The sequence below is a fragment of the Burkholderia sp. Bp9004 genome (genome assembly GCF_003858025.1).
Classification (GTDB): domain Bacteria; phylum Pseudomonadota; class Gammaproteobacteria; order Burkholderiales; family Burkholderiaceae; genus Burkholderia; species Burkholderia diffusa.
This window is the reverse complement of the sequence record NZ_QTQD01000014.1, coordinates 121,579-147,259: the sequence shown is the minus strand read 5'-3', so window position 1 is coordinate 147,259 and position 25,681 is coordinate 121,579. Positions and strand designations below refer to the sequence as shown.

General features: G+C 68.1%; 23 protein-coding genes and 2 pseudogenes. 6 read left to right on the top strand and 19 right to left on the bottom strand.

The window, feature by feature from the left end; translation table 11 throughout:
• Positions 1 to 37 precede the first annotated feature (37 nt).
• Positions 38 to 409, top strand: a complete 372-nt coding sequence (gene erpA, locus DIE08_RS17525) for an iron-sulfur cluster insertion protein ErpA (protein ID WP_006751888.1) — start codon at positions 38 to 40, stop codon at positions 407 to 409.
• Positions 410 to 537: 128 nt separating this feature from the next.
• Here the strand turns inward: erpA and DIE08_RS17520 are convergent, their stop codons facing one another.
• Positions 538 to 1,686, bottom strand: coding sequence for an anhydro-N-acetylmuramic acid kinase (locus DIE08_RS17520; protein WP_124902704.1), 1,149 nt, complete (start codon positions 1,684 to 1,686; stop codon positions 538 to 540).
• Positions 1,687 to 1,828: 142 nt separating this feature from the next.
• On the opposite strand from DIE08_RS17520, the gene tyrS reads away from it, so the two are divergent.
• From tyrS to DIE08_RS17505, 3 genes are read left to right on the top strand one after another with little or no spacing between them, the layout of a single operon-like run.
• Complete coding sequence (gene tyrS, locus DIE08_RS17515; protein WP_059608253.1) at positions 1,829 to 3,070, top strand: tyrosine--tRNA ligase; 1,242 nt, start codon at positions 1,829 to 1,831, stop codon at positions 3,068 to 3,070.
• Positions 3,067 to 3,525: a D-aminoacyl-tRNA deacylase gene (gene dtd / locus DIE08_RS17510; protein ID WP_124902702.1), complete on the top strand. Its 459-nt coding sequence runs from the start codon at positions 3,067 to 3,069 to the stop codon at positions 3,523 to 3,525. Before tyrS ends, dtd begins: the two co-directional genes overlap by 4 nt.
• Positions 3,526 to 3,548: 23 nt before the next feature.
• Positions 3,549 to 4,211 (top strand): histidine phosphatase family protein, encoded by a 663-nt coding sequence (locus DIE08_RS17505; RefSeq protein ID WP_124902700.1) that lies wholly within the window; start codon positions 3,549 to 3,551, stop codon positions 4,209 to 4,211.
• A 51-nt stretch (positions 4,212 to 4,262) separates the two neighbouring features.
• Here the strand turns inward: DIE08_RS17505 and DIE08_RS17500 are convergent.
• The 10 genes and pseudogenes from DIE08_RS17500 to DIE08_RS17450 form a co-directional block, all read right to left on the bottom strand.
• Positions 4,263 to 4,406, bottom strand: a pseudogene (locus DIE08_RS17500) (chromosome partitioning protein ParB); the annotation flags it as partial.
• Positions 4,407 to 4,457: 51 nt separating this feature from the next.
• Positions 4,458 to 5,411 (bottom strand): oxygenase MpaB family protein, encoded by a 954-nt coding sequence (locus DIE08_RS17495; protein WP_124902698.1) that lies wholly within the window; start codon positions 5,409 to 5,411, stop codon positions 4,458 to 4,460.
• A 24-nt stretch (positions 5,412 to 5,435) separates the two neighbouring features.
• Positions 5,436 to 6,503, bottom strand: a complete 1,068-nt coding sequence (gene ruvB, locus DIE08_RS17490; RefSeq protein ID WP_059608256.1) for a Holliday junction branch migration DNA helicase RuvB — start codon at positions 6,501 to 6,503, stop codon at positions 5,436 to 5,438.
• Between the two features lie 108 nt (positions 6,504 to 6,611).
• Positions 6,612 to 7,193 (bottom strand): Holliday junction branch migration protein RuvA, encoded by a 582-nt coding sequence (ruvA, locus tag DIE08_RS17485; RefSeq protein ID WP_059451998.1) that lies wholly within the window; start codon positions 7,191 to 7,193, stop codon positions 6,612 to 6,614.
• Between the two features lie 167 nt (positions 7,194 to 7,360).
• Positions 7,361 to 7,903: a crossover junction endodeoxyribonuclease RuvC gene (gene ruvC / locus DIE08_RS17480; protein ID WP_059465409.1), complete on the bottom strand. Its 543-nt coding sequence runs from the start codon at positions 7,901 to 7,903 to the stop codon at positions 7,361 to 7,363.
• 151 nt (positions 7,904 to 8,054) lie between these two features.
• A complete protein-coding gene (gene purH, locus DIE08_RS17475) occupies positions 8,055 to 9,620 on the bottom strand; it encodes a bifunctional phosphoribosylaminoimidazolecarboxamide formyltransferase/IMP cyclohydrolase (RefSeq protein WP_059608257.1) in 1,566 nt (521 codons plus the stop codon).
• A 44-nt stretch (positions 9,621 to 9,664) separates the two neighbouring features.
• On the bottom strand, positions 9,665 to 9,898 hold the full coding sequence (locus DIE08_RS17470; RefSeq protein WP_006476892.1) for a Fis family transcriptional regulator: 234 nt from the start codon (positions 9,896 to 9,898) through the stop codon (positions 9,665 to 9,667).
• Positions 9,895 to 10,962: a tRNA dihydrouridine synthase DusB gene (gene dusB / locus DIE08_RS17465; RefSeq protein ID WP_006497523.1), complete on the bottom strand. Its 1,068-nt coding sequence runs from the start codon at positions 10,960 to 10,962 to the stop codon at positions 9,895 to 9,897. The genes DIE08_RS17470 and dusB overlap by 4 nt, the downstream gene beginning before the upstream one ends.
• 147 nt (positions 10,963 to 11,109) lie before the next feature.
• Complete coding sequence (locus DIE08_RS17455; protein ID WP_124902696.1) at positions 11,110 to 12,297, bottom strand: UbiH/UbiF/VisC/COQ6 family ubiquinone biosynthesis hydroxylase; 1,188 nt, start codon at positions 12,295 to 12,297, stop codon at positions 11,110 to 11,112.
• 113 nt (positions 12,298 to 12,410) lie between these two features.
• Positions 12,411 to 13,808 carry an aminopeptidase P N-terminal domain-containing protein gene (locus tag DIE08_RS17450; RefSeq protein WP_124902694.1) on the bottom strand — a complete coding sequence of 466 codons (1,398 nt, stop codon included), beginning with the start codon at positions 13,806 to 13,808 and terminating at the stop codon, positions 12,411 to 12,413.
• 187 nt (positions 13,809 to 13,995) lie between these two features.
• Between DIE08_RS17450 and DIE08_RS17445 the strand changes: the two genes are divergently transcribed.
• On the top strand, positions 13,996 to 14,607 hold the full coding sequence (locus DIE08_RS17445; RefSeq protein WP_059608346.1) for a glutathione S-transferase family protein: 612 nt from the start codon (positions 13,996 to 13,998) through the stop codon (positions 14,605 to 14,607).
• Positions 14,608 to 14,701: 94 nt separating this feature from the next.
• Here DIE08_RS17445 and DIE08_RS17440 read toward each other — a convergent pair whose 3' ends face one another.
• From DIE08_RS17440 to DIE08_RS17425, 4 genes are all read right to left on the bottom strand, one after another.
• Positions 14,702 to 16,321 (bottom strand): FMN-binding glutamate synthase family protein, encoded by a 1,620-nt coding sequence (locus tag DIE08_RS17440; RefSeq protein ID WP_124902692.1) that lies wholly within the window; start codon positions 16,319 to 16,321, stop codon positions 14,702 to 14,704.
• A gap of 121 nt (positions 16,322 to 16,442) precedes the next feature.
• Positions 16,443 to 17,636, bottom strand: coding sequence for a tRNA 2-thiouridine(34) synthase MnmA (gene mnmA / locus DIE08_RS17435; RefSeq protein WP_124902690.1), 1,194 nt, complete (start codon positions 17,634 to 17,636; stop codon positions 16,443 to 16,445).
• Positions 17,633 to 18,142: an NUDIX hydrolase gene (locus tag DIE08_RS17430; RefSeq protein WP_124624878.1), complete on the bottom strand. Its 510-nt coding sequence runs from the start codon at positions 18,140 to 18,142 to the stop codon at positions 17,633 to 17,635. Before DIE08_RS17430 ends, mnmA begins: the two co-directional genes overlap by 4 nt.
• Positions 18,143 to 18,337: 195 nt before the next feature.
• The gene (locus DIE08_RS17425) at positions 18,338 to 19,258 is read right to left on the bottom strand and encodes a LysR family transcriptional regulator (RefSeq protein WP_124902688.1); all 921 of its coding nucleotides are present in this window, start codon (positions 19,256 to 19,258) and stop codon (positions 18,338 to 18,340) included.
• 79 nt (positions 19,259 to 19,337) lie between these two features.
• Here DIE08_RS17425 and DIE08_RS17420 point away from each other — a divergent pair.
• Positions 19,338 to 20,260: pseudogene (locus DIE08_RS17420) on the top strand (carbon-nitrogen hydrolase family protein).
• Positions 20,261 to 20,312: 52 nt separating this feature from the next.
• On the opposite strand, the gene DIE08_RS17415 reads toward DIE08_RS17420, so the two are convergent.
• The 4 genes from DIE08_RS17415 to DIE08_RS17400 all read right to left on the bottom strand — a co-directional run bounded on the left by DIE08_RS17415 (position 20,313) and on the right by DIE08_RS17400 (position 25,369).
• Entirely contained in the window at positions 20,313 to 20,999 is a 687-nt protein-coding gene (locus DIE08_RS17415) for a YafY family protein (protein ID WP_059535356.1), read from the bottom strand.
• Between the two features lie 73 nt (positions 21,000 to 21,072).
• The gene (locus tag DIE08_RS17410; protein ID WP_124624883.1) at positions 21,073 to 21,489 is read right to left on the bottom strand and encodes a VOC family protein; all 417 of its coding nucleotides are present in this window, start codon (positions 21,487 to 21,489) and stop codon (positions 21,073 to 21,075) included.
• A gap of 291 nt (positions 21,490 to 21,780) precedes the next feature.
• The gene (locus DIE08_RS17405; RefSeq protein WP_124902686.1) at positions 21,781 to 23,079 is read right to left on the bottom strand and encodes a class I SAM-dependent RNA methyltransferase; all 1,299 of its coding nucleotides are present in this window, start codon (positions 23,077 to 23,079) and stop codon (positions 21,781 to 21,783) included.
• A 166-nt stretch (positions 23,080 to 23,245) separates the two neighbouring features.
• Positions 23,246 to 25,369, bottom strand: coding sequence for a site-specific recombinase (locus DIE08_RS17400; RefSeq protein ID WP_124902684.1), 2,124 nt, complete (start codon positions 25,367 to 25,369; stop codon positions 23,246 to 23,248).
• Positions 25,370 to 25,681 lie beyond the last annotated feature (312 nt).

Sequence of the window (25,681 nt, the reverse complement as noted above, 5' to 3'; positions counted from 1 at the left end):
CCCTACAATAGCGGCTAAAGCTTTTTGGAGAGTTCGCATGAACGCTGTTACCGAATCCGCAGCAACGACCGCCGAAATGCCGGTACCGTTCGTCTTCACCGACGCCGCGGCCGACAAGGTCAAGCAACTGATCGACGAAGAGGGCAATCCCGACCTGAAGCTGCGCGTATTCGTGCAGGGCGGCGGCTGCTCGGGCTTTCAGTATGGCTTCACGTTCGACGAGGAAGTCAACGAGGACGACACCGTGATGAACAAGAACGGCGTCCAGCTCCTGATCGACTCAATGAGCTACCAGTACCTGGTCGGCGCCGAGATCGACTACAAGGACGACCTCAACGGCGCCCAGTTCGTGATCAAGAACCCGAACGCCACGACCACCTGCGGGTGCGGCTCGTCGTTCTCGGTCTGAGCGCACGACGGAACCTGTCCGGATCGCCGGAATGAAAAACGGGGCTTCATGCCCCGTTTTTTGTGCCCATGCGCGGTGCGAACCGCCGAACCGAGCGGCCTGCGGGTCGTCGCATCCCGGGCCTTCCATCAGCGCGGATAAAGCGCGCCTAGTACGCGCGCGTCCGCGGCACCCGTCACGCTCGCGAGGTTGCCGGGCTGGCGCGCGGTGAAGCGATACGCGAGCCAGGCGAACGCGAGCGCTTCGACCTGTTGCGGCGGCACGCCGAGCGCAGCTGTCGTATCCACCGTTGCCGGCACGCCAGCCTCGCGCAGTGCATCCGCGAGCGCGGCGAGCAGCACCGGATTGCGGGCGCCGCCGCCGCAGACGAACATGGCCCTGCAATCCGTCGCATGCTGCGCGACTTCGCGGGCGACCGAGACGGCGGTGAGCGCCGTCAGCGTCGCCTGCACGTGTTCCGGCGCAACCTGCGCGAACGCGGCGAGCTTCGCGTCGAGCCACGCGGAATTGAACAGGTCGCGGCCGGTGCTTTTCGGCGGCAGCGCGGCGAAGTAAGGCTCGTCGAGCAGCGCGTCGAGCAGCGGTGCGTGCACGGTGCCGCGCGCGGCGAACTTGCCGCCGTCGTCGTACGGCTTGCCGAGGTGGCGCGTCGCCCATGCGTCGAGCAGCGCGTTCGCGGGCCCGCAGTCGAAGCCGCGCACGTCGCCGCCATCACCGGGCAGGATCGTGATGTTGCTGATGCCGCCGAGGTTGCAGACGACCCGCGTCTCGCCCGGCGCGCCGAACATCGTCGCATGGAACGCAGGCGCGAGCGGTGCACCGTGGCCGCCGGCCGCGACGTCGCGGCTCCGGAAATCGGCGATCACGTCGATATGGGCAAGCTCCGCGAGCAGCGCCGGATTGTTGAGCTGGCGCGTGTAGCCGCGCTCGGGACGGTGCCGGACCGTCTGGCCATGCACGCCGATCGCGCGGATCTCGTCGCGCGACAGGCCGGCGGTGCGCTGCAACTCGTGACAGCACACCGCGTAGCGCGCGACGAGCGCGTTCGCCGCGACCGATTCGCGGTCGATCTCGTTGTCGCCGGGCTGCTGCAGCGCGAACAGCGCGTCGCGCAGCGATTGCGCGAAGCCGACGAACGCTTCCGCGAGCACGACCGGCGCGCGGCCGGTCTCGAAACGCACGGCGACGCCGTCGACGCCGTCCATGCTGGTTCCCGACATCAGTCCGAAGTAGATGCCGTCGGCCGGATGGGCGGGTTGCGGATGTCGTTGCGGCACGTTGGATTCTCCTGGATCGAGCGACGCGGGCCTGTGCCACGCGCCTTGCGCCCGATTATCCGCGCAACCTGACGCATCGTTAAGCGATGCACGCGCAAGTTATGGGAAAATCCCTGTCTTTGCGACATTCTTCCTGGCACCGATGAGCACCGAACCCAGTTCCAAGCCTGTTTTCCCGATTACCGACGAAGTCCGCCATGCGCTCGCCGTCACGAAGCGCGGCGTCGACGAACTGCTGATCGAGGAAGAGTTCGCGCAGAAGCTCGCGCGCAGCGCGGCTACCGGCACGCCGCTGCGCATCAAGCTCGGCCTTGATCCGACGGCGCCCGACATCCACATCGGCCATACGGTCGTGCTGAACAAGATGCGTCAGCTGCAGGATCTCGGCCACACCGTGATCTTCCTGATCGGTGATTTCACGTCGCTGATCGGCGACCCGTCGGGCCGCAATGCGACGCGTCCGCCGCTCACGCGCGAACAGATCGAGTCGAACGCGAAGACCTACTTCGAACAGGCCGCGCTCGTGCTCGACCGCGAAAAGACCGAAATTCGCTACAACAGCGAATGGTCGATGCCGCTCGGCGCGGACGGGATGATCAAGCTCGCGTCGCGCTACACGGTCGCGCGGATCCTCGAGCGCGAGGATTTCACGAAGCGCTTCCAGAGCGGCGTGCCGATCTCGATCCACGAATTCCTGTACCCGCTGATGCAGGGTTACGACTCGGTCGCGCTGAACGCCGACCTCGAGCTCGGCGGCACCGACCAGAAGTTCAACCTGCTCGTCGGCCGCGAACTGCAGAAGCAGTACGGCCAGGAACAGCAGTGCATCCTGACGATGCCGCTGCTCGAAGGCCTCGACGGTGTCGAGAAGATGTCGAAGTCGAAGGGCAACTACGTTGGCATCAGCGAGAAGCCGACCGACATGTTCGGCAAGCTGATGAGCATCTCGGACACGCTGATGTGGCGTTACTTCGAACTGCTGTCGTTCCGCAGCCTCGACGAAATCGCCGGTTTCAAGCGCGACGCCGAAGGCGGCCGCAATCCGCGCGACTTCAAGGTGCTGCTCGCGCAGGAGATCGTCGCGCGCTTCCACTCGCAGGCCGACGCCGAGCGTGCGCTCGAAGATTTCAATCACCGCGCGAAGGGCGGCGTGCCGGACGACATCCCGTCGGTCACGCTCGCGGGCGCGCCGCTCGCGATCGGTCAGCTGCTGAAGCAGGCGGGCCTCGTGCCGTCGACGAGCGAAGCGCTGCGCAACATCGAGCAAGGCGGCGTGAAGATCGACGGTGCGACGGTGTCCGACAAGGGCCTGAAGGTCGAGGCCGGCGAGTTCGTCGTCCAGGTCGGCAAGCGCCGCTTCGCGCGCGTCACGCTGACAGCATGATCGCGCTGATCCAGCGCGTGAAGCGCGCCGACGTGCGCGTCGGCGACCGCACGACGGGCGAGATCGGCGCAGGGCTGCTCGCGCTCGTCTGCGCGGAGCGCGGCGACACCGAGGCCGCCGCTGACAAGCTGCTCGCGAAGCTGCTCGGCTATCGCGTATTCAGCGATGCGGCCGGCAAGATGAACCTGCCGGTGTCGAACATCGATGGCGCGGGCAGCGCCGGCGGCCTGCTGCTCGTGTCGCAGTTCACGCTCGCCGCCGATACCAATAGCGGGCTGCGGCCGAGCTTCACGCCGGCCGCGCCGCCCGACGAAGGCGCGCGCCTGTTCGACTATTTCGTCGCGGCCGCGCGCGAGCGTCATCCGGTCGTCGAGACGGGCGAATTCGGCGCCGACATGCAGGTGTCGCTCGTCAACGACGGTCCCGTGACGTTCTGGCTGCAAGTGCGGCCCTGATTCCTTCCCCGAGACGCGCCGCGATGACCACCACGCAGATCCTCTTCATTCGCCATGGCGAGACGGCCTGGAACCGCATCAAGCGCATTCAGGGCCATATCGATATCCCGCTCGCCGACACGGGGCTTGCGCAGGCGCAGCGGCTGGCCGTCCGGCTCGCGCGGGAAGCGCATGAAGGGCAGCGGATCGACGCGATCTATTCGAGCGACCTGATGCGCGCGCAGCAGACCGCGCAACCCTTTGCCGATGCGCTTGGGCTGTCGCTGCGGTTGCGCGAAGGGCTGCGCGAACGTGCGTACGGCGTGTTCCAGGGGCATGACAGCACCGAGATCGAGACGCTGTTTCCGGATGCCTACGCCGCGTGGCAGACGCGCGACCCGGGATTCGCGCCGGACGGCGGCGAGTCGCAGCGCGCGTTCTATCATCGCGTGCTGCATGCGCTCGAGCCGATCGTCGCCGCGCATCAGGGCGAGCGCATCGCATGCGTCGCGCACGGCGGCGTGCTTGATTGCGTGTATCGCTTTGCAAACGGTCTCGACCTGTCGGCGCCGCGCAGCTATCAGTTGCTCAACACCAGCATCAACGTCGTCGATTACGTCGATGGCCGTGCGCAAGTCGTGCAATGGGCCGACGTCTCGCATCTGGATACCGCAAGCGACGACGACGGGTATCGCAAGGTACTTTGATGCAGTCACGCCGGCCACGCCGGTGTGACCGGCCGGGCGCCGCCTTCCACGTCAGGCTTGGTGCGGCGGTGCTTGGCGCATCCTGTAGTCGAGCGTGTACGCGGTCCTGCCGGGCTTGTCGGCCGTGATCGGCTGGCGCAGCTTGTCGAATTCCCCTTTCGTGTGCTTCTTCCCGCCATGGATCGCATCGGCGCGGCGGTCACGGGAATTTGCCGGCAAATTGAAATGATCCGAAGAAACGGATCGTCAGGCGTGTGGGGTACCGTCGGGCGGTGTCGCGGTTGCGCGGCGGCGTGCGCGTTTCGACGCGCCGTTGACGAGCGCCCAGCGCAGCACGGGGGCGACCGCCCTGACACCGGGCCGGACCACCGCGCGTCGCAGCGGCGCGAACGTCGACACGCCGAGCATGCGCTGCGCCCAGTTCGGCAGCAGGTCTATGCCCGCATGCATGATCAGTGACGCAGCCGGGCGCAGCGCGGGCGTAGAGACCGGCACATTCAGCAGGAGGTGCATGACGTCGAAGGTGCGTGGCCCGGCTTCGAGTTCGGGCAGCAGGCGCGTGAAATAGGCCGCGACTTCCGCACGCGAACGGGGAACGTCCCGGGCGCCGAGCAGCTCGGCGATCAACGCCGTCTCAGCGTAGTAGCCGTCCTGCTGCTCGCCCGACAGCGACGGATTCACATAGCGCAAATGTGCGGCGAGGAAGCTCGATACTTCCGCGACGTGCACCCAGGTCAGTAACGCCGGATCGTCGGCTCGGTACGGCCTGCCGTCGGGCGCGGTACCCGATACGCGCGCGTGAATCGTTTTTACGCGCTCGATCAGCGTGAGTGCGTCCGCGCGGCTGCCGAACGTCGTGCCCGTGATGAACGTGGCGGTGCGCCGCAAGCGGCCGAGGATGTCGGTGCGAAACGACGAGTGATCCCAGACGCCCGCGAGCGCGAGCGGATGGAGCGCCTGCAGCAGCAGCGCGGCAATGCCGCCCGTCATCATCGACGTGAAATCGGCATGCACGCGCCAGCAGATGGCGTCGGGGCCGAACAGCCCCGGGTCTCCGGGAGGTGACGACAGATCGATCGACGGACCGCCGCCACCTGTCGTCAGGTGCGTGACGCCGGCCACGAGCCGCTTGCGGATCGGTTCGATCCAACGCGGGCCCGGCGTCGGCGTGGCGGGGTGCGGGCTGGGCGGCGTGGTCATGGCAGGCGCGGTGCGGGCGGCGGGTTACTTCCCGTCGGCGGTATCCCACATCCCGCGTTCGGTCTTGCCGGCATCGGGCGCGGAGAGCCCGAAGTGGCGGTACGTGAGCAGCGTCGCGACGCGCCCGCGCGGCGTGCGCTGAAGGAAGCCCTGCTGGATCAGGTACGGCTCGAGCACGTCCTCGATCGTGTCGCGCTCCTCGCCGATCGCCGCCGCGAGGTTGTCGATACCGACCGGGCCGCCGTCGAACTTGTGCAGGATCGCCTCGAGCAGCTTGCGGTCCATCAGGTCGAAGCCTACCGGATCGACGTCGAGCATCGCGAGCGCGGCGTCGGCCACGGCCGCGGTGATCTGGCCGTCGGCCTTCACTTCCGCATAGTCGCGCACGCGGCGCAGCAGCCGGTTCGCGATCCGCGGCGTGCCGCGCGAGCGCTTCGCGATTTCCAGCGCGCCGTTCGGATCGATCTGCGCGTTCAGCAGCGACGCCGAGCGCCGCACGATGCGCGACAGTTGCTCGGCATTGTAGAACTCGAGGCGCGCAACGATCCCGAAGCGATCGCGCAGCGGGTTGGTCAGCATGCCCGCGCGGGTGGTTGCGCCGACCAGCGTGAACGGCTGCAGGTCGAGCTTCACGCTGCGTGCGGCCGGTCCTTCGCCGATCATGATGTCGATCTGGTAATCCTCGAGTGCCGGATACAGGATTTCCTCGACGACCGGCGACAGCCGGTGGATTTCGTCGATGAACAGGACGTCGTTCGCCTCGAGGTTGGTCAGCAGCGCGGCGAGATCGCCCGCGCGCTCGAGCACGGGGCCCGACGTCTGGCGCAGGTTCACGCCCATCTCGCGCGCGATGATGTGCGCGAGGGTGGTCTTGCCGAGGCCTGGCGGCCCGAACAGCAGCACGTGATCGAGCGGCTCGGAGCGGCGCTTCGCGGCCTCGATGAAGATCTCGAGCTGGCCGCGCACCTTTTCCTGGCCGACGTAGTCGTCGAGCTGGCGCGGCCGCAGCGCGCGTTCGAACACCTCCTCGTGCGACGAGGCGGGCGTGGCGGCGATGATCCGCTCGGCGGCGAGTTTGTCGGTTTCAATCATGCGGCCATTGTACCGCGCGCGGTCACGCGGTCGAACTGGCCGAACGGCCGACTGGCGCGCGCCGCACGGCGGCGCGACACTGGCTGCGACAGCCGGTTCGGGCGGGTGTTACGCCTTCGACAATGCCTTGAGCGCGAGCTTGATGCCCTCGGACACGCCGGTGCCGGCCGGCACGTTCTTGATCGCGGCGAGGCCTTCCTTTTCCGAGTAGCCGAGCGCGAGCAGCGCGTTGAGGATGTCGGTCGCGTGATCGGACTGGGATGCGGCACCGGCGAGCGCACCGAGATCCGCGCCGAGCTTGCCCTTTAGCTCGAGCAGCAGGCGCTCTGCGGTCTTCTTGCCGATGCCGGGCAGGCGCGTGAGACGTGCGGCGTCCTGCATCGTCACTGCCTGCGCGAGCTCTTGCACGCTCATGCCGGACAGCACGGCCAGCGCCATGCGCGCGCCGATACCGGTGATCTTCAGCAGTTCGCGGAAGGTCGTGCGCTCCTGCGGCGTCAGGAAGCCGTACAGCAGGTGCGCGTCCTCGCGCACGATCTGCTGCGTGAGCAGCACGACGCGCTCGCCCGTCTGCGGCAGGTTGTAGAAGGTGCTCATCGGCACGTCGATCTCGTAGCCGACGCCGTTGCAGTCGACGAGCAGGTGGGGCGGGTTCTTTTCGAGCAGGATGCCGGCGATGCGACCGATCATGGATGGCGTGAAGCGAGGAAGAAAGCGCGAGTGTAGCGCAGGTGCGGCGCGATGCCGATGAGTTGGCCGTCAGGTTGGGGTGGCGATCAGGCGATCAGGCCGGCAGGCGGGTAGAGCGGTTGCAGGCGCAATGCGTGCATTGCGCCTTGGATGTGCGTGTCGTTGCGTCAGCCGACGAGCCGTCCGCGCCGCACCCGCAGTCCCTTTTTCGCGAGCGCTGGCGCGAGGCCGCTGATCGTGCCGAGCGTATTACCGCTGTGCGCATGGCAGATCGCCATCCCAAGCGCATCGGCCGCGTCGCTGCCGGGCTGGCCCGTGAGGTTGAGCAGCCGCGTGACCATCTCCTGCATCTGCGACTTGGTCGCGCGGCCGTAACCGACGACGGCCTGCTTCAGTTGCAGCGCGGTGTATTCGGCCACCGGCAAGCCGCCGGCGACGAGCCCGCAGATTGCGGCGCCGCGTGCCTGGCCGAGCAGCAGTGTCGACTGCGGGTTCACGTTGACGAACACCTGTTCGATCGCGGCCTGGTCGGGCGCGTGTTCGCGCACGAGCGTCGATACGCCCTGGAAGATCGTGCCGAGTCGGGTGGCCAGGTCGGCCGTTGGCGTGCGGATCACGCCGCTTGCGACATAGGCGAGCCGGTGGCCGCTGACGTCGATGATGCCGAAGCCGGTCACACGCAGGCCAGGGTCGATGCCGAGAATTCGCATGAGTGAGGAGAAAAACCTGATGCAGCGATACTACAACGAATGGTGTGCGGTGCCGGCCGCACGGTCGTGTACGTCGGCGCCGCGCAATAAAAAACCCGGCGGGTACGATGCCGCCGGGTTTGCATGCAGCGGCCGCGCGGGCCGCATGCGATCAGTGACGGAAGTGACGCACGCCCGTCAGGATCATCGCAATGCCGTGCTCGTCGGCCGCCGCGATCACTTCGTCGTCGCGCATCGAGCCGCCCGGCTGGATCACGCAGGTCGCGCCTGCCGCCACGACGACGTCGAGACCGTCGCGGAACGGGAAGAACGCATCCGACGCGACGGCCGAGCCGGCCAGCGTAAGGCCCGCGTTCTGTGCCTTGATGCTCGCGATGCGCGCGGAATCGACGCGGCTCATCTGGCCGGCGCCGACGCCGAGCGTCATGCCGTTGCCGCAGAACACGATCGCGTTCGACTTCACGTACTTCGCGACGCGCCATGCGAACAGCAGGTCGTCCATTTCCTTCGCGGTCGGTTGACGTTTCGTGACGACGCGCAGCTCGCTCGGCTGCACGTTCTTCGAATCGAGCGACTGCACGAGCAGGCCGCCGCCCACGCGTTTCAGGTCGAACGCGTTATGACCGTCGCCGAGCGCGATTTCGAGCAGGCGCACGTTCTGCTTCGCGGCGAACACCTGCTTCGCGGCGTCGGAGAACGACGGTGCGATCAGCACTTCGACGAACTGCTTCGCAACCGCCTGGGCAGCCGCTTCGTCGACTTCGCGGTTGAACGCGATGATGCCGCCGAAGGCCGAGGTCGGGTCGGTCTGGAATGCCTTCGCGTATGCGTCGGCCGAATCGTTGCCAACTGCGACGCCGCACGGGTTCGCATGCTTGATGATCACGCAGGCCGGTGCGTCGAACGTCTTCACGCATTCCCACGCTGCGTCCGAATCCGCAATGTTGTTGTACGAGAGTTCCTTGCCCTGCAGCTGGCGGTAGTTCGCGAGCGCGCCGGCCGGCGTCGCGAGATCGCGGTAGAACGCCGCGCTCTGGTGCGGGTTCTCGCCGTAGCGCAGGTCCTGGACCTTGTTGAACGCCATGTTCAGTGTTGCCGGGTACGCGCTGCGCGATGCGTGCTTCAGCTCGTCGGTCAGGCTCGTCAGGTAGTTCGTGATCGCGCCGTCGTATTGCGCGGTGTGCGCGAACACCTTCGTCGCGAGGCGGAAGTTGGTCGCGTAGCCGACCGCGTTGCCGTTCGCCTTCATTTCGTCGAGCACGACCGAGTAATCGGCCGGATCGACGACGACCGTCACGTCGCGGTGGTTCTTCGCGGCGGAGCGCAGCATCGTCGGGCCGCCGATGTCGATGTTCTCGATCGCGTCGGCGAGCGTGCAGTCGTCCTTCGCGATGGTCGCGACGAACGGGTACAGGTTCACGACGAGCAGGTCGATCGTCGGGATGCCGTGCTGTTCCAGCGCCTGCATGTGCTCGGGCAGGTCGCGGCGGGCCAGGATGCCGCCGTGCACCTTCGGGTGGAGCGTCTTCACGCGCCCATCGAGCATTTCCGGGAAGCCCGTGTAATCAGCCACTTCGGTAACGGGCAGGCCCGCGTCGGCGAGCAGTTTCGCGGTGCCGCCGGTCGACAGCAGCTTGACGCCGAGGTCGGACAGCGACTTCGCGAAGTCGACGATGCCGGTCTTGTCGGAAACGGAAATGAGCGCTTGCTTGATCATGATGGAACCACCAATAGCCAGGGAAACGGGGACGGGACGGCCGCCTACAGCAGGCCGTGCTGCTGCAGCTTCTTGCGCAGCGTATTGCGATTGATGCCGAGGTACTCCGCGGCGAGCGACTGGTTGCCGCCTGCCTGTACGAGCACGACCTCGAGCATCGGCTTTTCGACGCAGGACATCACCATTTCATAGACGTCGTGCGGATTGGAGCCGTCTAGATCCCGGAAATACACGTCCAGGCTCTCGCGGACACATTGTTCGATGTTGTGCTTGCTCATGCTGCTAACTGGTTATGGTCGTCCGACTCGCCCTGGCCGTTTTCCTCTTCGTCATCGACGTAGACGAGGTGGTCCGACAGCGCTTTTTGCGCCTCGAAGAATGCATTGACGGCGGCGAGCTGCTCGCGGGTGGAATCGAGCGTGTTCATCCTGTGCCGGAACCCGTTGGCACCGGAAAGGCCGCGAGTGTACCAGCCGATGTGCTTGCGCGCAGTACGGACGCCCGTGAATTCACCATAGAACGCGTAGTGGTCTTCCAGGTGTTCGTTCATCACGTGCTGGATCTCGTCGATCCGCGGCGGGGGCAGCAACTCGCCGGTTTGCAGGAAATGATCGATTTCACGGAACAGCCATGGCCGGCCTTGCGCGGCACGACCGATCATCAGTGCGTCGGCGCCGGTTGCGTCGAGCACGGCCTTCGCTTTCGCCGGCGACGTGATGTCGCCGTTCGCGACGACCGGGATGCGCACGGCCGCCTTCACGGCCGCGATGGTGTCGTACTCCGCGTCGCCGCGGTAGAGGTCGGCGCGCGTGCGGCCGTGCACGGTCAGCATCGAGATGCCGGCCGCCTCGGCGAGGCGCGCGACCGTGATCGCGTTCTTGTGCTCGCGATCCCAGCCGGTGCGGATCTTCAGCGTGACGGGCACCGCATCCGGCCCCGTGCCGACCGCCGCGACGACGGCCTCGACGATCCGCTGCACGAGCGGTTCGTTCTGCAGCAGCGCGGAGCCGGCCGCGACGTTGCAGACCTTCTTCGCCGGGCAGCCCATGTTGATGTCGATGATCTGCGCGCCGTTGTCGACGTTGTAGCGGGCGGCTTCGGCCATCATCGCCGGATCGGCGCCGGCGATCTGCACCGCGATCGGCTCGACTTCGCCTTCGTGGTTCGCCCGCCGCATCGTCTTCGCGCTCTTCCACAGCTGCGCATTGGACGCGACCATCTCGGACACGGCGTATCCGGCCCCCAGCCGCTTGCACAGCTGGCGGAACGGGCGATCCGTCACCCCGGCCATCGGGGCGACGAACAGGTTGTTACGCAATACGTGAGGGCCGATAACGGGCATCGCAATGGCACCGCCCGCGAGCGCCAGGCGTCGCGGGCAAAAAAGGGCGGAGGGAAAACGCGCATTTTACCGTATTCCCATGCCCGGCCGATTTGACCCGGTTTGCACGGCGCTGATGGCGCGCAACGCGTGCCGCGCCGCCGCGCGTCAGTTGCGCTGGCCGAACATCATCTGGCGCGCGATCGCCTTCTTGAGCGGCGGTACGAATTCGAGCGCGGTGAGGGCCGCGCCGCGCAACAGCGGAATGGGGCCGCTGTCGACCGTGAACAGCCGTGCGAGCGTGTCGGTCGCGCCGATCGTGAAGCGCCGGTCGAGCGCACGCCGCGCGTTGAAGGTTGCGAGCGCGGTCGCTTCGAAGCCTTGCGTGGACAGCGCGTCGACGAGCGTATGCGCGTCGCGCAGCCCGAGGTTGAGCCCCTGGCCGGCGACCGGATGCAGCGTTTGCGCGGCGTTGCCGACGATCGCGATGCGCCCGTTGACGAGCGTTTGTGCCGCGTTCAGCCCGAGCGGGAACGATGCGCGCCCCGCGATCGCGACGAACTGCCCCATCCGCTCGCCGAAGGCAGCGCCGAGTTCGCGCAGGAACGCGTCGTCGGGAAGGGCGGCACGGCGGGCCGCTTCGTCGGGCGTGCAGCACCACACGAGCGAATACTCGGCCTGGCGCGGGCCGCCGAGCGGCAGCAGCGCGAGCGGGCCTTCGTGCGTGAAGCGTTCCCATGCGACGTTCGGGCGCGGTGCCGAGACCGTGACCGTGCCGACGATCGCGGTCTGACCGTAGTCGCGGCGATGCTTGCCCGTATCGGCCTGCTGTTCGTGGAACAGCCCGCCTTCGGCGTTGACGACGATGCGCGCGCGCAGCGTGCGCTCGCCTTGCGGGCCGTCGAGTGTCAGCGTGACGCCGTCGGCGTCCTGTCGCGGCGTGCGTGCGGTGGTCGACGTGAGCCAGTCGACGCGCGTGCCGCGCACGGCCTGCGCGAGCGCCTGCACGATCGAGCCGTAGCGCACTACATAGCCGAGCGCGGCGAGGTCGTGCTCGTCGCGGTCGATCAGCGTGCGGCCGAAATGGCCGCGCTGCGACACGTGGATGTGTTCGATCGGCGTCGCGTCGCCCGGCCATCCGAGCGTGTCGAGCAGCACGCGGCTGCCGTGCGATACGGCGATCGCGCGCGGGTCGTTCGCGCTCGCTGCCGGCTCGCGAGCGTCGATCAGCGCGATCGACGCGTGCTGCGTCGCGCTGCGTCGGCCGAGCCAGCCGGCGAGCGCGAGCCCGACGGGGCCCGCGCCGACGATGGCGAGATCGTAGTCCGGCGTGGCCGGGGAGGAAGCGGTCGTCATCAGTGTTCGTGAAACGGGGTAACGGTCAACAGCGGGTCAACAGCGGGTCAACGGCGGGTCAACAGCGAGTCGACGGTGGCTCGACAGCGGGGCGATGGCAACCTGCGGCACGCTCACGCGCCGTGCGCCGCGCCCGCGCGCATCAGCGCCTCGATCTCGGCAGCCGCCACCGGCACGTCGCGTGTGATCAGCTCGCAACCGTGCTCGCGCACGATCGCGTCGTCCTCGATGCGGATGCCGATGTTCCAGTATTCGGACGGTACGTCATCGGCTGCCCGCACGTACAGGCCCGGCTCGACGGTAAGCGTCATGCCGGGTTTCAGCGTGCGCCACGGCAACGCGCCGTCGGCGTCGCGCGCGGCGAGCCGCTCGCGGTAGTCGCCGCAATCGTGCACGTCCATGCCGATCCAGTGGCCAGTGCGGTGCATGTAGAAGCGTGCGTATGCGCGCTCGGCGATCACGTCGTCGACGTTCGAGAAGCGCGTCTTCGGGATGATGCCCGTGTCGAGCAGCCCTTGCGCCAGCACGCGCACGGCCGCGTCGTGCGGTGCCTCGAACGGTACACCCGCGCGCGTCGCATCGATCGCAGCCTGCTGCGCGCCGAGCACGATGTCGTACAGCGTGCGCTGCGCGGGCGAGAAGCGCCCGTTGGCCGGAAACGTGCGCGTGATGTCCGACGCGTAGCCGTCGAGTTCGCACGCGGCATCGATCAGGATCAGATCGCCGTCCCGCGCGGTCGCGTTGCCGGCGGGGTAGTGCAGCACGCATGCGTTCGCGCCGGCCGCGACGATCGAGCCGTACGCGGGCGCCTGCGCGCCATGCCTGCGGAACGTGTACAGCAGCTCGGCCTCGAGTTCGTATTCGCGGATCCCCGGGCGGCACACCTGCATCGCGCGACGGTGCGCGAGCGCGGAGATGTGCGCGGCACGCATCATGATCGCGAGCTCGTGTTCGTCCTTCACGAGCCGCATGTCGTCGACGAGCGGCGTGAGGTCGAGCAGCGCGTCCGGCGCGGCGACACCCGTGCGCGCTTGCGCGCGCACCGCATCGATCCAGCCGGCGAGCTGGCGGTCGAACTCGGCCGAGGCACCGAACCGGTAGTGCACGGTGCCCGCATCGGCGAGCAGGCGCGGCATTTCGGTGTCGATCACGTCGACCGCGTAGGCCGCGTCGAAGCCGAATGCATCGCGCGCGGCCTCGGGCCCGTAATGGAAACCTTCCCAGATCTCGCGATCGGCATTCTTCGCGCGGCAGAACAGGACCGATTCCGGCGCGCCGTGCGACCCGGCCGCGTTCAGCACGAGCATGGCATCCGGCTCGGTGAAGCCCGTCAGGTAGTAAAAGTAGCTGTCATGTCGGTACGGGAAGGCCGTATCGCGGTTGCGCAGCATTTCCGGCGCGGTGGGAACGATGGCGACGCCGCCGCCCGCTGCGCGCAGTGCGGCAAGCACGCGTTCACGGCGCTGGCGGTAGACGTCGACGGCGATGGCGGTATCGAGGGGCGCATTCATCGTGCGATTGTAGCGCCGCCGGACGCGGCGTGTGAGAGGCGCGGCGGCAAGCCGCGCCGGGCGGGGCTCGGCGACGGTTGTTGCAAACCATCCACAGGCTGGACGGGCGATTTTCTGCCCGGCCACGCCGGCCGGTTATGATCGGCGACAACGTATACTCTCGGCGGTTCCCTTAAAAAGGCAGATGATGAAATTAATCGGTTCGCTCAGCAGCCCGTACGTCCGAAAGGCGCGAATCGTGCTTGCTGAAAAGAAGATCGACTACAAGCTGGAGCTCGAGAACGTGTGGGCGCCGGAGACGGACATTCATGCATCGAATCCGCTCGGCAAGGTCCCGTGTCTCGTGATGGAGGATGGTGCCGCGGTGTTCGATTCCCGCGTGATCTGCGAATACGTCGATACGCTGTCGCCGGTCGGCAAGCTGATTCCGCCGTCGGGGCGTGAGCGTGTCGAAGTGCGTTGCTGGGAAGCGCTGGGTGACGGCGTGCTCGACGCGGCTGTGGCGATTCGTCTCGAACACACGCTGCGTGACGAAGCGCAGCGCAGCGCGAGCTGGATCGCGCGCCAACAGCGCAAGATCGACGACGCGCTCGTCGCGATGTCGCAGGGCCTCGGCGGCAAGACGTGGTGCGTCGGCAATCATTACACGCTCGCCGACATCGCACTCGGCTGCGCGCTCGGCTACCTCGACTTCCGGATGCCCGAACTCGACTGGCGCGATCGCCATCCGAACCTCGACAAGCATTTCGTGAAGCTGTCGCAGCGGCAGACGTTCGTCGACACGCTGCCGCAAGGCTGACCGGCCGCCGGCGGCGAATCGGACAGACAAACGAAAGCGCCCCGCGGGGCGCTTTCCTTTTGGCGAGCCGCCTCCGGCGGCGGGCGATCGCGCGTTACTCGATCGACGTGTAAACGGTTTCGCCGAGCACGAACGAATCGCTGCGCGCGATCGGCCACCACTTGTCGTACAGCGTATAGCCGCAGGTCTGGCCGTCGAGTAGCGCGCCGGGCTTCAGGTATTTCAGCAACTGCGACATCAGCCGCACCTCGTGCGGCGCGACGCGCTGCACGATGTGATGCGCGCGCAGCTCGGACGGATGGCCCAGGCCGGCCGCCTGCACGAGTTCCTGCAGTGCATGCAGCGTATTGCGATGGAAGTTGTACACGCGCTCGGCCTTGTCGGGCACGACGATGGCGCGCTGGCGCACCGGGTCCTGCGTGGCGACGCCGGTCGGGCAGCGGTCGGTGTGGCAGTGCTGCGCCTGGATGCAGCCGACCGCGAACATGAAGCCACGCGCCGAATTCACCCAGTCCGCGCCGATCGCGAGCGTGCGCGCGATGTCGAACGCGGTGATGATCTTGCCGCTCGCGCCGATCTTCACGCGGTCGCGCACGCCGATCCCGACGAGCGTGTTGTGCACCAGCAGCAGCCCTTCCTGCAGCGGCACGCCGACATGGTCGGTGAATTCGAGCGGCGCCGCGCCGGTGCCGCCTTCCGCGCCGTCGACGACGATGAAGTCGGGCACGATGCCCGTCTCGATCATCGCCTTCGCGATCCCGAAGAATTCCCACGGATGGCCGATGCACAGCTTGAAGCCGGTCGGCTTGCCGCCCGACAGCGTGCGCAGCCGCTCGACGAATTCGAGCAGACCGCGCGGCGTCGAGAATTCCGAGTGCGTCGCGGGCGAGATGCAGTCCTTGCCCATCGGCACGCCGCGCGTCTCGGCGATCTCGGGCGTGATCTTCGCGGCCGGCAGCACGCCGCCGTGGCCCGGCTTCGCGCCTTGCGACAGCTTGATCTCGATCATCTTCACCTGCGGATCGGCGGCCTGCTTCGCGAACTTGTCCGGGTTGAACGTGCCGTCTTCGTTGCGGCAGCCGAAGTAGCCGGATGCGATTTCCCAGATGATGTCGCCGCCGTGCTCACGGTGGTACTTCGACAGCGAGCCTTCGCCGGTGTCGTGCGCGAATCCGCCTTTCTTCGCGCCGAGGTTCAGCGAGCGGATCGCGTTCGCGGACAGCGAGCCGAAGCTCATCGCCGAGATGTTGAAGATCGAGATGTCGTACGGCTGCGCGCGGTTCGCGCCGACCCGGATGCGGAAGTCATGGTTCGGAAGCTTCGTCGGCGCGAGCGAGTGGCTGATCCATTCGTGCGCGACGGCCTTCACGTTCAGCTCGGTGCCGTACGGGCGATTGTCGGCGACGTTCTTCGCGCGCTGATAGACGAGGCTGCGCTGCGCGCGGGAGAACGGCTTCTCGTCGGTGTCGTCCTCGACGAAATACTGGCGGATCTCGGGGCGGATGAACTCGAACAGGAAGCGGAAATGACCCCAGAGCGGGTAATTGCGCAGGATCGCGTGACGGTCCTGGTTCAGGTCGTACAGGCCGAGGGCGACGAGGGCGACGGGGATGATGATCCACAGCCAGGAAAGCACGTGAATCGACGCGAGTGCGGCCACGGCAACGAGCAGCAGCACGGCGCACCACATTGCGAGGTAGCGTCTGGAAAGCATGGGGGGGGCTCCGCAAGAATCTTGAAATGCCGCCATGCGTACGCTGCGCGGCGGCGCACCGGCCGCGACGGAATCGTATTCCGCCGGGCGCGGCGTGCCGCAAGTCTAAACCGAATGGATGTCAGCGTGCTTCGGCGAGCGCGCCCGCGTGGGCTGCCGCCGGGACGGCCTGGCCGGGCTGGCCGGTGGCCGCGAACTCGATGATGCCGCCGCCGAGGCAGATCTCGCCGTCGTACAGCACGGCCGACTGGCCGGGCGTCACCGCCCATTGCGCGTCGTCGAACGCGAGCGAGAAGCGCTCGCCGTCGGCCCCGCCGAGCGCGGCCCGGCCGAGCGCGGCCCGGCCGAGCGCGGCCCGGCCGAACCTGCAGGCCGCATCGGCCTGACGATAGCGCGTCTTCGCCCCGCACGAAAAGCCTTCGGCCGGCGGCTCGCCCGCGACCCAGCTCACGTTGCCGGCGACGAGCTCGCGCGACAGCAGCCACGGGTGGTCGTGGCCCTGCACGACGTACAGCGTGTTCGCCGCGATGTCCTTCGCCGCGACGAACCACGGTTCGCCGCTGCCGTCCTTGCTGCCGCCCAGGCCGATGCCCTTGCGCTGGCCGAACGTGTAGAACGCGAGGCCGATGTGCTCGCCGACCACCTTGCCGTCGGGCGTCTTCATCGGGCCGGGTTTCGTCGGAAGATAGCGATTCAGGAAGTCGCGGAACGGCCGTTCGCCGATGAAGCAGATGCCTGTCGAGTCCTTTTTCTTCGCGTTCGGCAGGCCGATCTGCGCGGCGATCTCGCGCACCTTCGTCTTCGGGATCTCGCCGAGCGGGAACATCGTCTTCGACAGCTGCGCCTGGTTCAGCCGGTGCAGGAAGTACGACTGGTCTTTCGTATGATCGAAGGCCTTCAGCAGTTCGAAGCGACCGTCGCGCTCGCGCACGCGCGCGTAATGGCCCGTCGCGATCATTTCCGCGTCGAGCGACATCGCGTGGTCGAGGAACGCCTTGAACTTGATCTCTGCGTTGCACAGCACGTCCGGGTTCGGCGTGCGGCCGGCCGAGTATTCGCGCAGGAATTCGGCGAACACGCGGTCCTTGTATTCGGCCGCGAAGTTCACGGCTTCCACGTCGATGCCGATCAGATCGGCCACCGACACCACGTCGATCCAGTCCTGGCGCGTCGAGCAGTATTCGCCGTCGTCGTCGTCTTCCCAGTTCTTCATGAACAGGCCGACCACGTCGTACCCCTGTTCCTTCAGCAGCCACGCGGTCACCGACGAATCGACGCCGCCCGACATGCCCACTACTACACGGCGCTTGCTCATTTGTTTACCGCCTGACGGTCGAATGCTTCCGGGCGCGGCGCGACCGAATGCGTGTGCACGAAATCGAGCGGAATGCGCCGCCCGGCGAGATAGTCGTCGACGCAGCGCATCACCGCCGGCGAGCGATGGCGCTCGCTGCACGCGCGCAGTTCGTCGGCGCTCATCCACAGCGTACGGACGATGCCGTCGTCGAGCATGTGGCCCGGCACCGGCTCGCCGGCCGTGCCGCAGAACGTGAAGCGCAGATAGGTCGCGCCGGCGCTGCCGGGGCGGTCGTAGTGCGCGAGATAGACGCCGACGAGCGCGTCGGGTACGAACGGATGCGCGGTTTCCTCGAGCGTTTCGCGGATCACGGCGTCGGCGAGAGTCTCGCCGGCTTCGAGATGGCCGGCCGGCTGGTTGATGCGCAGGCCCGTCGAGGTTTCTTCCTCGATCACGAGAAAGCGACCGGCGCGCTCGACGAGCGCCGCGACGGTCACATGCGGGGTCCAGATTTCGGGTTTCATGGTTCGGCATTTTACCGGTTGCGCCCGGACGCTGCCGGCCGTCTGGTTAGACGAATCCGACCCCGGTCGTTCTTTGCGGCGGCAACGGGTCTTCCCGATTGCCGTGACGCGCATGGGCGCCGCCCGCCTCGGCTGGAGGCCAGCCGGGGGGGGGCGGAAGGTCCGATCGTCACGAGTCGAATCGCGCCCCGTTTTTCACGGGGCGACGATCGTCGCGACGCAGGCGGCGATCGTATCCCGCACGCGCACGATCGCCGGGTCGCGCTGCGTGCTCGTGCGCCAGCCGATTTCCACCGGGTAGCCCGGCAGCTCGACCGGGCACGCGAGCGCGCGCAGCGACGTCGACTGCGCGATCGCGCGAGCCGCATGCGCCGGTATCGTGGCCACCGCGTCGGAGCCGGCGAGCAGGTACGGCAGCGCCGCGAAATGCGTGGTTGACGCCGCGACGCGCCGTTTGTGGCCGAGCGCGGCCAGGGCTTCGTCGACGATCCCGATCACGCCGCCCGACGACACGAGCAGGTGATCGCGCTGCACGAAATCGGCGAGCACGAGCGTGCGCGGCGCGTGCGCGCGGCCGGCCGGATCGATGAGGCATGCGTAGCCGCCCGTCGCGACCGCGCGCCGGCTCAGCCCGTTCGCCGAGAACCCGCCCGACGCGATCGCGAGATCGACGCCGTGCCGCAGCAGCGCGTCGCCCGCGATACCGCTGTGCGTCTGCCGAAAGATCAGCCGGATGCCCGGGGCTTCGCTTGCGACTGCGTCGATCAGCGCGCGGCCGAGCGCGATCTCGAAGTCGTCCGACAGGCCGATCGAGATCGTACGGCCGACCCGTTCGCCGCCGTCGGCCGCGATCGCGAGGCTTGCGCGGCAGCGGTCGAGCGCATCGGAGAGGATCGGCTTCAGTTCGTCCGCGCGCGGCGTCGGCGCGAGCCCGCGGCCGGTGCGCACGAACAGCGGATCGGCGTAGATCACGCGTAGCCGCGCGAGCGCCGCACTTACCGCCGATTGCGTGAGGCCGAGCCGCAGCGCCGCGCGGCTCGCGCCGCCTTCCTCGTACAGCGCCTCGAACACCTTCAGCAGGTTCAGGTCGAGCCCGACGATATCATCCGTATTCATGTCAGTTATCGTTTTATCGATTTGATCGATGAAATGATATCGATAAAGATGGCGTCACTCAGTCACCGGAGACGCTTTCATGTCCACCTCAGTTATCGCCGCGCTGCAGATCGGCGCATCGCCCGCCGGCACGCGCGCCACGCTCGACACGATCCTCGGCTACGAAGCCGCGATCCGCGACAGCGGCGCGTCGCTCGTCGTGCTGCCAGAGGCCGTGCTCGGCGGCTATCCGAAGGGCGAGATCTTCGGCACGCGGCTCGGCTACCGGCTGCCCGAGGGCCGCGACGCGTATGCGCGCTATGCCGCGCAGGCGATCGACGTGCCGGGCCCCGAAACCGACGAACTGGCCGCGCTGTCGCAGCGCACGGGCGCGAGCCTGGTGATCGGCGTGATCGAGCGCGGCGGCAGCACGTTGTACTGCACGGCGCTGTTCTTCGATCCGCGCGACGGGCTCGTCGCGAAGCACCGCAAGCTGATGCCGACCGGCACCGAGCGGCTGATTTGGGGCAGGGCGATGGCTCGACACTGCCGGTGGTCGACACGGCCGCGGGCCGTGCGGGCGCCGCGATCTGCTGGGAGAACCACATGCCGCTCCTGCGCTGCGCGATGTATGCGAAAGGCGTGCAGATCTGGTGCGCGCCGACCGTCGACGAGCGCGACCTGTGGCAAAGCTCGATGCGGCACATCGCGCACGAAGGGCGCTGCTTCGTCGTGAGCGCCTGCCAGGTGCAGCCGTCGCCGTGTGCGCTCGGCATCGACGTGCCGGGTTGGGATCCCGAGCGGCCGCTGATCCGCGGCGGCAGCGTGATCGTCGGGCCGCTCGGCGACCTGCTGACGGAGCCGCTGATCGGCGAGGCCGGGCTCGTGACCGCGCGCATCGATACGGACGAGCTCGTGCGTGCGCGTTACGACTTCGACGTGGTCGGACACTATGCGCGCCCCGACGTGTTTTCGCTGCACGTCGACGAGCGGCCGAAGCGGTCAGTCGTGTTCGGGGAATGACGGGCGTTGCCGGGGCGCGGCCGCCCCGGCATGCGAATGGCGGCGGCGCGCGTCAGCGCATCGGCGCTTCCGCGATCCGCATGTAGTCGGCGATGCGCCGGCCTTCCATGTCCGGAAACTGCTCGTGCACGGTGATGTCGCCCATCCGCGCGATGTCGAAGGTGCGGAAGTCGTCGCGCAGCTCGCACCACGCGCCGATCGTCCAGCGTCCGCCCCAGTAGACGAGCCCGAGCGGCCACACGCGGCGCTTCGTGTGCGCGCCGAGCCGGTCGCGGTAGTCGAAGCTGACGATGTGATGCGTGTCGACCGCCTGGTGGATCGCGTCGACCTTCGCGCAGAATGTCTCGTCGATGTGGAACGAGGGCGCGAACACCGGCAGGCGATCGAGCGCGGTGCGCTTGTCGGCCGGCATCGCCGACGCGATCTTCGCGAGCGCCGAACGCGCGCCGCCCGCGAAGCGCGCGCCGCCCCAGGTCTCGAGCATCCGCGCGCCGGCCGCGAGTGCCGCGAGCTCCTCGGCGGTGAACGTGAGCGGCGGCAGGCTCGCGTTGCGGTTCAGCCGGTAGCCGATGCCGGCTTCGCCTTCGATCGGCACCCCTGACAGTTGCAGGTCGCGCACGTCGCGATAGACCGTGCGCGGCGACACCGACAGCCAGTCGGCGAGCTGCTGCGCGGTCGTGAGACGACGCCCGCGCAGCAGCTCGGCGATCTGGAACAGGCGGTCGGCACGGCGCGTCATGGCTGAACCTCGACTCCAACGGCTACGGGGACTTCGCGATGATAGCGCCGCGCCGGCCGGATCGTAGACGCGCTCAGTGGCATTTCGGTGCGTGCAGGCCGACGCGGTTGCCTTCGGTATCGATCAGGTAGCCGATGTAGCCGTAGTTGTTCGGCAACTCGACGACCGAGCCTTGCACGACGCCGCCCGCGCGTTTCGCGCGTTCGAGCGCCGCGACGACCGATTCGCCGGCGTTCAGGTACACGAGCACGCCGTTGGCGCTCGGCTTCATCTGCTGCGGATCGAACACGATGCTGCCGCCCGTGCTCGACGCTTCGTGATCGAACACGGCCATCGGCACGCCGCCGATGACTTCGCGTTGCAGCGTCGTCTGCAGCACGGTTTCGTAGAAACGGATCGCCCGGTCGAAATCGAGGGACGGGATGTCGAACCACGCGATCGCGCGTTCCAGGGTTGCGGTTTCGGTTGCTGCTGCAGTTGCGGACGTCATGACGAGCTCCTTGTTGTTCGGGTTCTTGATGGAAACCAGCCTTGCATTGCGCCGGGATTGCAGTGTGATCGGGTGCTGCTGACAGCGTGCTGTCAGTAGTCGTGGCGGTGCTGACAAAAGGGGGGCCTGACGGCTTTGGCGGGTAAGGGCGGTGCGGGAACCGCATCGGCGCGCGGGTGGCGGCGCGGCACGCGGGCACCGCCCGCGTGGGGGCGGTGGAAAGAAAAACGCCCGGCTCAGGCCGGGCGTCGTGTGGGTGTCAGCAGGCGGCCGCGGCGGCCGTCTCGCGTGTCAGGCGTCGCCTTCCGGCGCGGCGGGGCGTGCCTTCACGCTGCCGGCGATCAGGTCGAAGCGGAACAACCGGCATTCGAGCGCGCCGTTGAACAGCGGCGTCTTCGCCGATTCGCGCAGGCGCAGCAGGCCCGGCAGCGACCGGTCCGACGTCAGCAGGAACGCCTGCCAGCCCGTGAAGCGCTGCTTGAGCGCATCGCCGAGCGCGTTGAAGAATTCGCTGTCCGGTGCGTCGGTGTGCGTGCGGCGGAATGCGTCGTCGTTGCCGCGGTTGCGGCCCGTCTCGCGCACCTCGCCGCGCGCGCTGCGGCCGCGCACCTCGATCCGCTCGCCGTACGGCGGGTTCGCGAGAATGATGCCCGGGCCGTCGCACGGCGGCGTCATCCCGCGCGCGTCGACCTGCTTGAGCCATACCGACGGCACGCCCGCACGTTCGAGGTTTGCGCGCGCCTTCTCGAGCATGTCGCCCGAGATGTCGCTGCCGTACACGCCGAGCGAATCGCGCTTGCCGCGCGCCGCGCGCTTCGCGTCGAGCGCCGCGACCTTCAGGCCCTGCCATGCGGTGATGTCGTACTGCTTGAGCTTTTCGAAGCCGAACCGGCGCTCGACGCCCGGTGCGACGCCGAGCGCGATCTGGGCGGCTTCCGCGAGGAAGGTGCCGCTGCCGCACATCGGGTCATACAGCGGCGTGCCGGGCGTCCAGCCCGTCAGGCGCAAGATGCCGGCCGCGAGGTTCTCGCGCAGCGGCGCCGCGCCCTTGTCGAGGCGCCAGCCGCGCTTGAACAGCGGCTCGCCCGACGTATCGAGGTACAGCGTGCAATCGGTGGCCGTCAGGAACGCGAACACGCGCACGTCCGGCGCGCCGGTGTCGATGCTCGGGCGTGCGCCGGTCTTGTCGCGCATCCGGTCGCAGATCGCGTCCTTCACGCGCAGCGTCGCGAATTCGAGGCTCTTCAGCGGCGACTTGATCGCGGTGATGTCGACGCGCAGCGTCTGCGTCGATGCGAACCAGCGCTCCCATGGCTGCTCGAGCGCGAGTGCGTAGACGTCCTGTTCGTTGCGGTACGGGCGGTGCGCGATCTTCAGCAGGATCCGGCTCGCGATTCGCGAATGGAGGTTCGCGGCCATGCCGCCGGTCCAGCCGCCGCGGAAATGAACGCCGCCCGGCACCTGCGCGCCCGCGGTGAACGGCGCGCCGTCCAGATGTCGGCCGGCGATTTCGGCCAGCTCGGCGGCAAGCGCCGCTTCGAGGCCGCGCGGGCAGGGAGCGAAGAATTCGTACAGGGTGGGCGAGGACATAAGGCGGGTGAGGACGTGCAAAAGTCCACTATTGTACGCGGCGCGGGCGGCCGGAGCCGGCGTTGCATCCGATTCGGCGCGCCGGTGCCGGTGCGCCGGGCCCGACGGCGAGCCGGCAGGCCCGCGCGGCGACGCCCGCCTCGGGCTGCGCGCCGCCGTCGGACGGTCAGTGAGCGCCTGGCTGGCCGGCCCGCGCGGCCGGTGCACCGGCCGGCCAGAACAGCGCGGACGGCTTGGACAGCACCGTGCGGACGATCGCGCCGACCAGCGCGCGCACCTTGGTGCGGCGCAGGCTGCGCGAGCGCACGGCCATCGTGAATGCGAGCGCGAAGCTCACGAGCACGTTGAGGATCGCCATGCTCAGGACGCCGGCGCAGGCCCACCACAGCTCGGGCGTGCCGAGCGCGCCCTTGCCGAGCACGCCGAGCGCGATCCCGATCGACCCGGCCGACAGCGTCACGTGGCGCACCTCGAACGGGAACAGGAACACGGTGACGATCGCCGGGATCAGGCCGAGCATCAGGCCGAGACCCACGTTGGCGACGACGCCCGCGACGTTCGAGCGACAGAAGTGCGCGAGTTTCGCGGCACCCGACGCGCCGAGCGTGAGCCGCAGCCGCCGGTTGTACGTGAGCGCGTCGCCGACCCGATGCAGCACGAACCAGTTGTCGGCCCAGCCCGCGAGCAGGCTCGACGCCCACAGCAGCACGCCCGTGAGCGCCGCATAGAATGGCGTCGGGCCCAGCAGCGAGAACGAGTGCAGCGTCGCGTGCGCCTTCTCCGGCGAGATCAGGTTCGCGTGCAGCAGGTTGCCGGCGAACAGCTGCACGAGCAGGCACACGGGCAGCACGACGAGCACGTTGCCGGAAATCGCCGCGGCCTGCGTGCGGATCAGCGCGATCACCGACGCGACGAACGTCTTCACGCCTTCCTCGTGGCCGGTGTCGTCGAGCTCGCGCGCGAGCGTCGGCGCGGTCATCGCGGGCTGCTTGGTCGCGAGCGTGAAATGCAGGAAGTGCATCAGCATGAAGCTCGCCGCGTAGTTGACGCCCGCGAGCAACCCTTCGAGCATCGACTGCAGGTGCGCGCCGGTGATCGCGAACTTCACGCACACGGTCACGACGGTGACGAGCCCGCCGCCCGCGGCCATCCGCAGCATCTTCAGGTACTCGGCGCGGCCGCGCGAGATGTAGTGCTCGCCGGTGTCCGCGTTGGTCTCGACGAGCTTGCGCGCGAACAGCGAGAAGTTGCTGCGCATGAGGTGCGACACGCTCTGGCTGTTCTGGTTCGCGTCGACGAGTTCGGCCGTCAGGCGCGCCATCCCGCGCAGGTCGTCGCGTGCCATCCACGCGTTGAGCAGCATTTCCGCGCGCAGGATGCGCATGCGCATCCGTTCGACCTGGAACACGATGTCGACCGACACGCCGTTGCGGTACAGGTGCGCGAACACATCGTCGACGGCGATCCGGCATTCGTCGAGCAGCACGCGCAGGTAGTTCACCTCATGAAGCAGCTTGCTCGGGTCACCGCCGTCCTCGACGGCCGCGTGCGCGGTCTCGACCGCGAGCATCGCGCGCGTGAGCCGATAGAACGGCTGCGTTTCGAGCGGCTTGTGCGCGTCGTCGTCGGACAGGCGGCTGCGCACCGTCTGCGACAGGCCGGTCGAGCTGATCTGGCAGGTCAGGTTGTGCAGCGCGGCCAGCAGGTCGCGCGAGAACGAGCCGGGCTCGTGGCGCTCTTCGTCGGTGACGTCGAACGAGAACAGCTCGGCGAGGCGCGCGAGCAGGTCATCGGGCAGCGCGTCGATCCATTGCGCGTCCCCGGGTGCCGGGAACATCAGCGTGAACAGCGCCGTCAGTTCGCGGCGGTTCGGCGCGGGCGGGATCAGCGACGCGTCGATGCGCTCGAACAGCGCGCCGAAGAAGCCGGAATGTACGGGCATCCCCGCGTCGCACAGCAGCGAGATGCCGTCGCATTCGCGCAGAATCCCGCGCAGGATGCGCGCGGCGTGCGATTTCCATGCGGGATTGCGGTCGAGCACGTGGAACAGGTAGCGCAGCCGCGCGTGCGCCGGATACGCGCGCGCGTCGGCGTCGCGTTCGGCCGGCGTGTCGTGCGCGACCTGCATCGCGCCGTTGCGGCGCAGCCAGTGCGCGAGCTCGATCAGCCATTCGCTGCGTTCGGCGTACGACGCCTCCGCGTCGGCATGCGCAAGCAGCGCATCGAGCTGGTGGCCCGCATTGCGCGACGCGCGCCACTTCTTGATCAGGGTCGTCAGGGAACGAAACATAAACGGAATAGCGAAAGCCCTGGACGGGCGGGTTCGGGATGCCGGCCGGAACACGGCGCGGCGCCGGGGAGAACGGTGAGGCTGGTCGGGGGGCGCAGACGATGCGCGGCGACCCGCGATGCGGCTGCCCCGGTGCGGACCACGCGGATCGCACGCGCGCCCCGGCAGACGCGGCGATCGGACCGGATACGACTGGCGGATCGCCGCCGGCGTGCGCGCGCGACGAGCGGCGCGAGCCGGAAAGTGCGTAGGATCGTCAATCGGGCGCGAAAACGCAAGCCGACCGCGTTGCATGGTGCCGGTTCCGGCGGA

Bases quoted from the DNA above. Each gene is read 5' to 3' on its own strand.
- erpA (WP_006751888.1), top strand. From the start codon at position 38: ATGAACGCTGTTACCGAATCCGCAGCAACGACCGCCGAAATGCCGGTA.
- tyrS (WP_059608253.1), top strand. From the start codon at position 1,829: ATGAGCACCGAACCCAGTTCCAAGCCTGTTTTCCCGATTACCGACGAA.
- dtd (WP_124902702.1), top strand. From the start codon at position 3,067: ATGATCGCGCTGATCCAGCGCGTGAAGCGCGCCGACGTGCGCGTCGGC.
- DIE08_RS17505 (WP_124902700.1), top strand. From the start codon at position 3,549: ATGACCACCACGCAGATCCTCTTCATTCGCCATGGCGAGACGGCCTGG.
- DIE08_RS17495 (WP_124902698.1), bottom strand. From the start codon at position 5,411: ATGACCACGCCGCCCAGCCCGCACCCCGCCACGCCGACGCCGGGCCCG.
- ruvB (WP_059608256.1), bottom strand. From the start codon at position 6,503: ATGATTGAAACCGACAAACTCGCCGCCGAGCGGATCATCGCCGCCACG.
- ruvA (WP_059451998.1), bottom strand. From the start codon at position 7,193: ATGATCGGTCGCATCGCCGGCATCCTGCTCGAAAAGAACCCGCCCCAC.
- ruvC (WP_059465409.1), bottom strand. From the start codon at position 7,903: ATGCGAATTCTCGGCATCGACCCTGGCCTGCGTGTGACCGGCTTCGGC.
- purH (WP_059608257.1), bottom strand. From the start codon at position 9,620: ATGATCAAGCAAGCGCTCATTTCCGTTTCCGACAAGACCGGCATCGTC.
- DIE08_RS17470 (WP_006476892.1), bottom strand. From the start codon at position 9,898: ATGAGCAAGCACAACATCGAACAATGTGTCCGCGAGAGCCTGGACGTG.
- dusB (WP_006497523.1), bottom strand. From the start codon at position 10,962: ATGCCCGTTATCGGCCCTCACGTATTGCGTAACAACCTGTTCGTCGCC.
- DIE08_RS17455 (WP_124902696.1), bottom strand. From the start codon at position 12,297: ATGACGACCGCTTCCTCCCCGGCCACGCCGGACTACGATCTCGCCATC.
- DIE08_RS17450 (WP_124902694.1), bottom strand. From the start codon at position 13,808: ATGAATGCGCCCCTCGATACCGCCATCGCCGTCGACGTCTACCGCCAG.
- DIE08_RS17445 (WP_059608346.1), top strand. From the start codon at position 13,996: ATGAAATTAATCGGTTCGCTCAGCAGCCCGTACGTCCGAAAGGCGCGA.
- DIE08_RS17440 (WP_124902692.1), bottom strand. From the start codon at position 16,321: ATGCTTTCCAGACGCTACCTCGCAATGTGGTGCGCCGTGCTGCTGCTC.
- mnmA (WP_124902690.1), bottom strand. From the start codon at position 17,636: ATGAGCAAGCGCCGTGTAGTAGTGGGCATGTCGGGCGGCGTCGATTCG.
- DIE08_RS17430 (WP_124624878.1), bottom strand. From the start codon at position 18,142: ATGAAACCCGAAATCTGGACCCCGCATGTGACCGTCGCGGCGCTCGTC.
- DIE08_RS17425 (WP_124902688.1), bottom strand. From the start codon at position 19,258: ATGAATACGGATGATATCGTCGGGCTCGACCTGAACCTGCTGAAGGTG.
- DIE08_RS17415 (WP_059535356.1), bottom strand. From the start codon at position 20,999: ATGACGCGCCGTGCCGACCGCCTGTTCCAGATCGCCGAGCTGCTGCGC.
- DIE08_RS17410 (WP_124624883.1), bottom strand. From the start codon at position 21,489: ATGACGTCCGCAACTGCAGCAGCAACCGAAACCGCAACCCTGGAACGC.
- DIE08_RS17405 (WP_124902686.1), bottom strand. From the start codon at position 23,079: ATGTCCTCGCCCACCCTGTACGAATTCTTCGCTCCCTGCCCGCGCGGC.
- DIE08_RS17400 (WP_124902684.1), bottom strand. From the start codon at position 25,369: ATGTTTCGTTCCCTGACGACCCTGATCAAGAAGTGGCGCGCGTCGCGC.